The sequence below is a fragment of the Geminicoccus flavidas genome (assembly GCF_009806515.1).
Classification (GTDB): Bacteria; Pseudomonadota; Alphaproteobacteria; order Geminicoccales; family Geminicoccaceae; genus Geminicoccus; species Geminicoccus flavidus.
This window is the reverse complement of the sequence record NZ_WUJP01000560.1, coordinates 1-9,836: the sequence shown is the minus strand read 5'-3', so window position 1 is coordinate 9,836 and position 9,836 is coordinate 1. Positions and strand designations below refer to the sequence as shown.

The 9,836-nt window shown below is 67.9% G+C and carries 7 protein-coding genes and 1 pseudogene; 7 read left to right on the top strand and 1 reads right to left on the bottom strand.

Annotated elements, in window-relative coordinates; genetic code table 11:
* The 3 genes and pseudogenes from EQG76_RS16060 to treY all read left to right on the top strand — a co-directional run.
* Window positions 1–768 (top strand): annotated as a pseudogene (locus tag EQG76_RS16060) (glycogen debranching protein GlgX); the annotation flags it as partial.
* 2 nt (window positions 769–770) lie between these two features.
* Entirely contained in the window at window positions 771–2,573 is a 1,803-nt protein-coding gene (gene treZ, locus EQG76_RS16055) for a malto-oligosyltrehalose trehalohydrolase (protein ID WP_235031397.1), read from the top strand.
* A 15-nt stretch (window positions 2,574–2,588) separates the two neighbouring features.
* Window positions 2,589–5,366, top strand: a complete 2,778-nt coding sequence (gene treY, locus EQG76_RS16050; protein WP_159715240.1) for a malto-oligosyltrehalose synthase — start codon at window positions 2,589–2,591, stop codon at window positions 5,364–5,366.
* Between the two features lie 4 nt (window positions 5,367–5,370).
* Here the strand turns inward: treY and EQG76_RS16045 are convergent, their stop codons facing one another.
* Window positions 5,371–6,471, bottom strand: coding sequence for a LacI family DNA-binding transcriptional regulator (locus EQG76_RS16045; protein WP_159715238.1), 1,101 nt, complete (start codon window positions 6,469–6,471; stop codon window positions 5,371–5,373).
* Window positions 6,472–6,562: 91 nt separating this feature from the next.
* On the opposite strand from EQG76_RS16045, the gene EQG76_RS16040 reads away from it, so the two are divergent.
* The 4 genes from EQG76_RS16040 to EQG76_RS16025 all read left to right on the top strand — a co-directional run.
* On the top strand, window positions 6,563–7,798 hold the full coding sequence (locus EQG76_RS16040) for an ABC transporter substrate-binding protein (protein ID WP_159715236.1): 1,236 nt from the start codon (window positions 6,563–6,565) through the stop codon (window positions 7,796–7,798).
* A gap of 5 nt (window positions 7,799–7,803) precedes the next feature.
* Window positions 7,804–8,751 carry a carbohydrate ABC transporter permease gene (locus tag EQG76_RS16035; protein ID WP_159715234.1) on the top strand — a complete coding sequence of 316 codons (948 nt, stop codon included), beginning with the start codon at window positions 7,804–7,806 and terminating at the stop codon, window positions 8,749–8,751.
* Window positions 8,751–9,644, top strand: a complete 894-nt coding sequence (locus tag EQG76_RS16030; protein WP_407925544.1) for a carbohydrate ABC transporter permease — start codon at window positions 8,751–8,753, stop codon at window positions 9,642–9,644. Before EQG76_RS16035 ends, EQG76_RS16030 begins: the two co-directional genes overlap by 1 nt.
* A 5-nt stretch (window positions 9,645–9,649) precedes the next feature.
* Window positions 9,650–9,836: ATP-binding cassette domain-containing protein (locus EQG76_RS16025; protein ID WP_159715232.1), on the top strand; the 187-nt coding region annotated here is incomplete at its 3' end.

The following is a 9,836-nucleotide window of genomic DNA, read 5'->3' as shown; positions in this document are numbered from 1 at the left end:
ACCGCCCATGACGGCTTCACCCTGAACGACCTGGTTACCTACAACGACAAGCACAACGAGGCGAACGGCGAGGACAATCAGGACGGCCACTCGCACAACCGCTCCTGGAACTGCGGCGAGGAGGGGCCGACCGACGAGCCCGAGATCAACGCGCTGCGCGAGCGGCAGATGCGCAACTTCCTGGCCACGCTGCTGCTCTCCCAGGGCACGCCCATGCTGCTGGCCGGCGACGAGTTCGCCCGGACCCAGCAGGGCAACAACAATGCCTACTGCCAGGACAACGAGATCAGCTGGGTCGACTGGAACATCGGCGATCGCGGCAAGAAGCTGATCAAGTTCGTCCAGAAGCTTACCAAATTGCGCCGTGACTACCCGATCCTCCGTCGCAACCGGTTCCTGACCGGTCACTACGACGAGGAGCTGGACGTCAAGGACGTCACCTGGATCAACGCCAACGGCTCGGAGATGCAGGCCGAAGACTGGGAGGACGGCAACGCCAAGTGCTTCGGCATGATGGTGGACGGTCGAGCGCGCGCAACCGGCCTGCGTAAGCGCGGCGAGGACGTCTCCTTGCTGATCGTGTTCAACGGCTATCACGACCTGGTGGAGTTCACCCTGCCGGCCTGTGCCGGCGGAGATAGCTGGGAATTGCTGGTCGACACCAACCTGGACGAGCTTCCCGAGGAGCGCACCTACAACACCGGCGACGTTTATGGGGTGACGGGGCGCTCGCTGCTCCTGTTCGCCTTCCAGCTGGATGCGGCCTGAGCATGACTCGAGCCCAACCGAGCCGACAGCGCATCCACCGGATGCCGCACGGTGCCGAGCTGCAGGACGACGGGCAGGTGCGGTTCCGCCTCTGGGCGCCGGCGCACCCGCGGATCGAGCTGGTCCTGGACGAGGGGGCGCCCGTGCCGATGGCGGCCGCGCCGGGCGGCTGGCACGAGCTGGTGACCGCGGCGGGCGCCGGCACCCGCTACCGCTTCGTGCTGCCGGACGGGCTGCGTGTGCCGGACCCGGCCTCGCGCTACCAGCCGGACGACGTGCATGGAGCCAGCCAGGTGATCGACCCGGGCAGCCATGGCTGGACCGACGGCGGATGGCGCGGGCGGCCGTGGCACGAGGCGGTGATCTACGAGCTGCATGTCGGCAGCTTCACTGCCGAAGGCACGTTCCTGGCCGCGATCGACCGTCTGGACCATCTGGTCGAGCTGGGGGTGACCGCCATCGAGCTGATGCCGATTGGCGATTTTCCGGGCGGGCGCAACTGGGGCTATGACGGCGCCTATCTTTATGCGCCCGATGCCAGCTATGGCCAACCGGACGACCTCAAGCGCCTGGTCGAGGCGGCACATGCCAGGGGCCTGATGGTGCTGCTGGACGTGGTCTACAACCATTTCGGCCCGGATGGTAACTATCTCTCGACCTATGCGCCGGGCTTCTTCACCGAGCGGCACCACACGCCCTGGGGGGCCGCGATCAACTATGACGGGGAGCACAGCCGGCCAGTGCGCGACTTCGTCGTGCACAACGCGCTCTACTGGCTGGAGGAGTTCCACCTGGACGGGCTGCGCCTGGACGCGGTCCATGCGATCATCGACGACAGCGAGGAGCACCTGTTGGACGAGCTGGTCCGGCGGGTGGCGGAGAGTTTTTCCGACCGGCATGTCCACCTGATCCTGGAGAACGAGGAGAACGAGGCCAGCCGCCTGGGCGAACGGGTCGCGCAGTGGAACGACGACCTCCATCACGTCCTGCACACCGCCGCCACCGGCGAGGGCGACGCCTACTATGCCGAGTATCTGGGTGACACCTCGATGCTCGCCCGGGCGATCGCCGAGGGCTTCGCCTTCCAGGGCGGGATGATGGGCTATCGCGAGCGTGCCCGTGGCGAGCCCAGCGCCCATCTGCCGCCCACCTGCTTCGTCGCCTTCGTGCAGAACCACGACCAGATCGGTAACCGGGCGTTCGGCGACCGGCTGGACATGGTCGCCAGCCTGCCGGCGCTCAAGGCGGTGACGGCGGTCTGCCATCTGCTGCCACAGATCCCGATGCTGTTCATGGGCGAGGAATGGGCGACCAGCCGGCCGTTCCCGTTCTTCTGTGACTTCAACGAGGAACTCGGCGAGGCGGTGCGGGAAGGGCGGCTGCGCGAGTTCTCCCGGTTCCCGCAATTCGCCGACGAGGCGATCCGCCGGACCATCCCCGATCCCACCGTCCAAGCGACCTTCGAGGCCGCCAAGCTCGACTGGCCGGCACTGGCCGAGCCGGCCCATGCCGAGATGCTCGCCTGGTATCACCGGCTGCTGGCGGCCCGCCATGCCACGGTGGTGCCGCTCCTGCCGCGGATCCGGCGGGGCGGTGAAGCCAGGGAAGTGGGCGAGCTGGCCGTGCAGGTGGTCTGGCAGATCGAGGGCGGCGGCCAGCTGGAGCTGGCGGCGAACCTGAAGGACCGGCCAGAGCCAGGCTTCGCTCATGACGATGCGGCACCCTTCTGGCAGGAGGGCGATGTTGCGCAAACCGAGTTTGGGCCGTGGGCGATCCGCTGGACCCACCGGCCGCTGACCCCATAGGAAAGCCACCGACGCATGACCCTGGGCGCGACCTACCGCCTGCAGTTCCACCCCGAGTTCGGCTTTCGCGACGCAGCGGCGCTCGCTCCCTACCTGGCGAGGCTCGGGGTCAGCCATGTCTATGCCTCGCCCTTCCTCAAGGCGCGTCGGGGCAGCTCCCATGGCTACGACATCATCGACCATAACGAGCTGAACCCGGAGCTCGGCACTGCCGCTGATTTCGAGGCGATGTGCCGGACGCTGCGGGACAGCGGGCTGGGGCTGATTCTCGACTTCGTGCCGAACCACATGGGGGTGGGCGGCTCGCGCAACCCGTTCTGGCTGGACGTGCTCGCCTGGGGAGCCGATTCCGACTATGCGGGCTGGTTCGACATCGACTGGAGCCCGAACCAGGACTACCTGCAGGGCAAGCTGCTGGTACCCTTCCTGGGCGACCAGTACGGAGTGGAGCTGGATGCCGGCAAGCTCGTCCTGAAGTTCGACGAGACGGAAGGCAGCTTCGCGGTCTGGGCCTACGACACCCACGCCCTGCCGATCTGCCCGCTGCACTACAACCGGATCCTGGCTAGGGCTCATCCGGACCTGGAGGAGATCGCCGACGCCTTCAGCGTCGCCACCGAATGGCGCCCGCAGATCGTGCGTCGCGCCGAGCGGCTGAAGCGCGACCTGGCCGAGCTGGTGCGCGACAATGTCGAGCTGCGCGCGGCGGTGCACGCCGCAGTGTCGCGGCTGAACGGGCGGCCGGGCGAGCCGGATAGCTGGAACGAGCTGGACGCGCTGATCCAGGACCAGCACTGGCGGGTCGCCCACTACCGGGTGGCCGGCGACGACATCAACTACCGGCGGTTCTTCAACATCAACAGCCTGGCCGGGCTGCGCATGGAGCTGCCCGACCTGTTCGACCATGCCCACCAGCTGGTGTTCCGCCTCATGCGCGAGGGCGTGCTGGACGGGCTGCGGATCGACCATGTCGACGGGCTGTTCGACCCGCGCCAGTATCTGGAGCGCCTGCGGCGCAAGGCGTTCCAGGGGGAGGAGGGGCGTTCCTTCTACCTCGTGGTCGAGAAGATCCTCTCGCAGCACGAGAGCCTGCGCGAGGACTGGCCGATCGAGGGCACCACCGGCTACGAATATCTGAATCTACTGACGGGCGCGCTGGTCGACCCGGCGGGCGAGGAGCCATTCTCTGCCTTCTATACCGGCTTCACTGGGGTCGACACGCCGTTCCACGACATCGTCCGGCTCTGCAAGCTGCGGATCATGCAGACCGAGATGGCGAGCGAGCTGAAGGTCTTGGCCCGCGATGCCGCCAGGGTCGCCCGGCAGAACCGTCGCACCGCCGACTTCACCCAGAACATCCTGGAGCAGGCCATCGGCGAGACGATCGCCTGCTTCCCGGTCTACCGCAACTATCTGAGCCTGGACGGCGACTTCTCGGAGGAGGACCAGCGCGACCTGGCATGGGCGCTGGCCCAGGCACGCCGTCATCGCTCCGACCTGGACGACAGCGTGTTCGACTTCCTGGACGGGCTCCTGTCCGGCCGGCTGGTGGCGGCACCCGGCAGCGGTTTCAGCCGCTATGCCGCAAGGCGCTGTGCCATGAAGTTCCAGCAGCTCAGCGGGCCGGTGATGGCCAAGGGGCTGGAGGACACCGCCTTCTACCGCTTCAACCGCTTCGTGGCGCTGAACGAGGTGGGCGGCCATCCGGACCGGTTCGGCACGCCGCTGGCCGCCTTCCACCGCGCCAACCAGCAGCGGGCCGAGCGGTGGCCGCAGGCCATGCTGTCGAGCGCCACCCATGACACCAAGCGCGGCGAGGATACGCGCGCGCGGCTGGTCGTGCTGTCCGAGCTGCCCGACGAGTGGCAGCGGCAGGTGAGCGGCTGGAGCCGAATCCTGCGCGCCAGGCGCGGCGACGTGGAAGGCAAGGCGCCCCCGGACCGCAACGACGAATATCTGCTCTACCAGCTCCTGGTGGGTGCCTGGCCGATCGAGCTCCTGGAAGGCCCGGTCGACGCCGAGGCCATGGCCGGCTTCGCCACGCGGCTGAAGGAGGCGATCACCAAGTCCATGCGCGAAGCGAAGGTCCATTCGACCTGGGGCGATCCGGACGAGCAGTACGAGGCGGCGATGCTGGGCTTCGTCGACGACGCGCTGGACACTTCTGCTTCGGCTGCCTTCCTCGATGCGTTCCGGCCGTTCACGCAGAAGGTCGCGGCACTGGGTGCCAGCAACTCCCTGATCCAGACCGTGCTGAAGCTGACTTCGCCCGGCGTGCCCGACATCTACCAGGGTGCGGATCTGTGGGACCTCAGCATGGTCGACCCGGACAACCGCCGGCCGGTCGATTACGGCCTGCGCGCCCGTCGGCTAGAAGAGGTGACTGCCATGCTGCGCGACGACCAGGCCGGTACCCTGCCGCGGCTGCTGGAGGACTGGCAGGACGGCAGCTTCAAGCTGGCGGCGATCCATCTGCTCCTGAGCGACCGGCAGCTGCGCCCGGACCTGTATGCGGCCGGCAGCTACCGGGGTCTTCCCGCCACCGGCACGGACGGCGAGCGCGTGGTGGCCTTCTTGCGCCGGCACGAGGGGGAGGTGCTGGTGGTGGCCGCCGCCCGCTTCCCGGCGCGCGGGCCGGTGCGGCAGGCCCAGATCGGCGAGCTTGACCTGGCCGACGGGACCAGGCTGCGCTGCCTGCTGACCGGCCGCGGGGTGGCGGTGCAGGGCGGGGAAGTGGACCTGTCCGAGCTGCTCGGGCGGCTGCCGGTGGCGGTCCTGGTCGCGTCGGCCTGACCGGTCAGGTCCTGGGCGGTGCGGTCGTACCGCCCAGCCACAGCTCCGCCTTGAAGCGAATGCAGCGCTGCTCTGCGGCAAGCTCCGTGCCCTGCATCAGTGCCACCAGCAGCTCGGCGGCACTGCGCCCGATCAGTTCACGCGGCTGGCGTACCGTGGTCAGCGGCGGCTCGCAGAATTCCGCGAACGGGATGCCGTCGAAGCCCACCAGCGACAGGTCGGCCGGGACGGCCAGCCCACTCTGGCGAACCTCCTTCATGAAGCCGATCGCCATCTCGTCGCTGATCGCGAACACGGCACTCGGCCGCGTCCGGTCCGCGACGAATGCTTGGCCGGCGCGCCGCCCGGAGCCCACCCGGAAGTCGCCGGGGTAGCGCACCACCGCATCCGCGCCAATCCTGGCATCGGCCAATGTCGCCATGAAGCCCGCGCAGCGGCGCTGCTCGATTGCGTGGTCCGCCGGCCCGCCCAGATAGCCGAACCGGCGATGGCCCAGCTCCAGGAGATGGCGCGCCACCGCGGCGGCCGCCGCTTCCTCGTCGATGGCGACCAGGGGCAGGCCGGGGGCCGCGGGCGCGGTGACGCTCACCATCGGCACGCCGGAATCGGTGAGGCTGCGCCCCGACGCCTTGGGCATGCGGTTCAGCATCAGGAGTACGCCGTCGACCTGGCCGGCGGCCACCAGGTTGACCACCCGCTCCTCGCGCTCGACGCTCTGGTAGAGGTTGCCCAGCAGCATGCCGTAGCCCGCGGCGGACAGCGCCAAGTCGATACCCATCAGCAGCTCGTTGAAGAAGGCGCTGACCATCGGCTCGTCATGGCCTGGCGAGGAGAGCACCACCAGCACGTTCATCGAGCGCGCGGCACGCAGTGTGCGGGCGGCCGGATTGGGCGTGTAGCCGGTCTGCCGTACCGCCTCCAGGATGCGGGCACGAGTTTCCGGCAGGACCCGCTCGGGCCGCGCCAGGGCCCGGCTGACCGTGGAGGCCGAGACCCCTACCAGGGCCGCCACATCCTCGATCTTGGTCACCCGCCGCCTGGCGGCGCGCTGCACGCCACCAGACTTCACGGCGTCGCGCGGGCGCGTGCTGTCGTCGATACTCATGAATTTCTCTTGGACATAGAAAAAGGGCTTGTCAAACGATGATGCAAACGATTGCATGATGGGAACGACATAACGATCGGGAGGTCGAACCATGCGTACGTTCCGCCTGGCCTGCCTGGCCACCGCGATGCTGGCGGCTGCACCGCTGACGGCCCGGGCCGAGATGCGCGCCGAGGTGCTGCACTGGTGGACCTCGGGCGGCGAGAGTGCCGCGGTGAAGGTGTTCGCCGACGCGTTCACCGAGGCCGGCGGCACCTGGGTCGACAGTGCGATCGCCGGCGGCCAGGCCGCGCGCACCGCCGGGATCAACCGGATCGTCGGCGGCAATCCGCCCACCGCCATGCAGTTCAATACCGGCAAGCAGTTCGACGAGCTGGTCGCCAACGGGCTGCTGGCCGACCTGGACGCGGTCGCCGCCGAGGGCAAGTGGCAGGACGTGCTGCCGCCCGCACTGACCGAGGCGATCACCCGCGACGGCAAGGTCTATGCGATCCCGGTGAACATCCACGGGATCAACTGGCTCTGGTACAACAAGAAGCTGTTCGAGGAGCACGGCATCGCCGAGCCCACCAGCTGGGCGGACGTGGCGGCGGCCGGCGAGAAGCTGAAGGCGGCCGGGCTGATCGGCTTGGCCCAGGGCGGCCAGCCCTGGCAGGAGCGCAGCCTGTTCAACGCCATGCTGGTCGGCGACGGAGGCACCGATCTCTACTACCGGATCTATCGCGACGGCGACCAGGAGGCGGTGCGCAGCGACGGATTCCGCAAGGTCGCCGAGCTGTTCAAGCAGCTCCAGGGCCTGACCGATGCCGGCAGCCCTGGCCGCAACTGGAACGACGCGACGGCCATGGTGCTGACCAGCAAGGCCGGAATGCAGGTGATCGGCGACTGGGCCAAGGGCGAGTTCACCGCGGCCGGCCAGGTCGCCGATCAGGACTATGGCTGCGCCATCGTCGGCCAGGGCGGCTACCTGATGGGCGGCGACGTGTTCGTCTTCCCGGTGGTCGATGGGGCCAGCAGCGCCAACGAGACCCAGGCCACCCTGGCCGAAGTCATGTTCGCGCCTGAGACTCAGATCGCCTTCAACACGATCAAGGGCTCGGTGCCGTCCCGGCTCGATGTCGATGTCTCGGGCATGGATGCGTGCGCGCAGAAGGGGGCGGCTGCCCTGAAGGACCCGGCCCGCCAGGTGCCCACCACCGACTTCCTGATCAGCCCCGACCTGTCCGGTGCCCTGGACGACGTGATCACCCAGTTCTGGAACAACCAGGGCATGACCACCGACCAGTTCGTGGAACAGTTCATCGGTGCCATGCAGGCGGCGGGTTGACCGCCATGGTGACAGCGCGCATCCCGGCTGCGGCCACTGCCCGCGCGCTGGCAGGCCGGGCGGATGCCCGGCCTGCCCGATGGCGCCGCCAGCTGGGCGCGAAGCTGGCGCTCCTGCCGCTCATGGCAGTGGTGATTGTCGTCTATCTCGGCTGCATGCTGTGGACGGTGCGCCTGTCCTTTTCCAGTTCAAAGCTCCTGCCGGTGCAGGACTGGGCGGGCCTGCAGCAGTACGGGCGGCTGTTCGCCAACGACCGCTTCCTCCTCTCGGCGATCAACATCGGCATCTTTGGCGTGCTGTTCATCGGCGGCTGCCTGGTGTTTGGCTTCCTCCTGGCGGTGTTCATCGACCAGCGGGTGCGGGCTGAAGGGGTGTTGCGCACCGTGTTCCTGTTCCCGCACGCCATGTCGCTCGTGGTCACCGGGCTCGCCTGGCAGTGGTTCCTCAACCCGACGCTGGGCCTGCAGAAGCTGGTGCGCGACCTGGGCTTCGCCGACTTCACCTTCGACTGGATCGTGAACCAGCAGATGGTGATCTACACGCTGGTGATCGCCGGGATCTGGCAGGCCTCGGGCCTGGTGATGGCGATCCTGCTGGCGGGGCTCCGCGGGGTGGACGAGGATCTGTGGAAGGCGGCCAGGGTCGACGGCATCCCGGCCTGGCGCGCCTACCTCTCGATCGCCCTGCCGCTAATCGGGCCGATGGTGGTCACCGCCACCGTCCTGCTCGCGGTCCAGGTGGTGAAGCTCTACGACCTGGTGGTCGCCATGACCCGGGGCGGGCCCGGCATCGCCTCGGAAGTCCCCGCCAAGTTCGTCATGGACCACCTGTTCGAGCGCAACAATATCGGCCTGGCGACTGCGGCCGCCACCATGATGCTGGTCACGGTGGTGGCGATCTTGGCGCCCTGGATCTACGCCCGCTACGTCCGCGAGACGGGGAGGCGCGCATGATGGCGCCCATGACGGCAGACATGCCGAGCGGCCGGCGGCCCCGACGGATCGGCATCGCCCGAATCGGGGTCTATGCCTTCCTCCTGAGTTCGGCGGCCTTCTTCCTCCTGCCGCTCTGGATCATGGTCACCACCTCGCTCAAGCCCATGGCCGAGGTGTGGGAGGGCAACATCCTGGCCCTGCCGGCGCAATTCACGGTCGAGCCCTGGATCAGGGCTTGGTCGGAGGCCTGCACCGGACTTGAATGCAACGGCATCAGCGTGGGCTTCTGGAACTCGGTTCGGATCCTGATCCCGTCTTTGGTCTTGTCGATCCTGGCCGGTGCGGTGAACGGCTATGCCCTGTCGTTCTGGCGGGTGCGCGGGGCCAACCTGCTGTTCGGCATCCTGCTGGCTGGCGCCTTTATCCCCTACCAGGTGTTCCTCTACCCGCTAGTCCGGCTGTTCTCCCAGGCCGGCATCTACAACTCGCTGGCCTGCATCGTGATCGTCCATGTCGTGTTCGGCATGCCGATCATGACGCTCTTGTTCCGCAACTTTTACGCGTCGCTGCCGGTGGAACTGTTCAACGCCGCGCGGATCGACGGCGGCGGGTTCTGGACGATCTTCACCCATGTCCTCCTGCCCATGTCCACGCCGATCATCGTCGTGGCCACGATCCTGCAGGTCACCGGCATCTGGAACGACTTCATCTTCGGCCTGACTTTTGCCGGCCGGGAGAACCTGCCCATGACCGTCCAGCTCAACAACATCGTTAATTCGACCCAGGGCGAGCGCGCCTACAATATCGACATGGCGGCGACCATCCTGACGGCCCTGGTGCCGCTCGCCGTCTACTTCCTGTCCGGGCGCTGGTTCGTGCGCGGCATCGCCGCCGGCGCGGTGAAGGGATAGGGGCGATGGCCGAAGTCTCCCTGCGCGACATCTCGGTGGCGTTCCACAGCCTGACCGTGTTCGACCATCTCGACCTCGACATCGAGGAGGGCGAGTTCCTGGTCCTCCTGGGCCCCTCGGGGTGTGGCAAGTCCACCCTGCTCAACGCGATCGCCGGACTGCTGGAGGTGGAGACCGGGCAGATCTGGATTG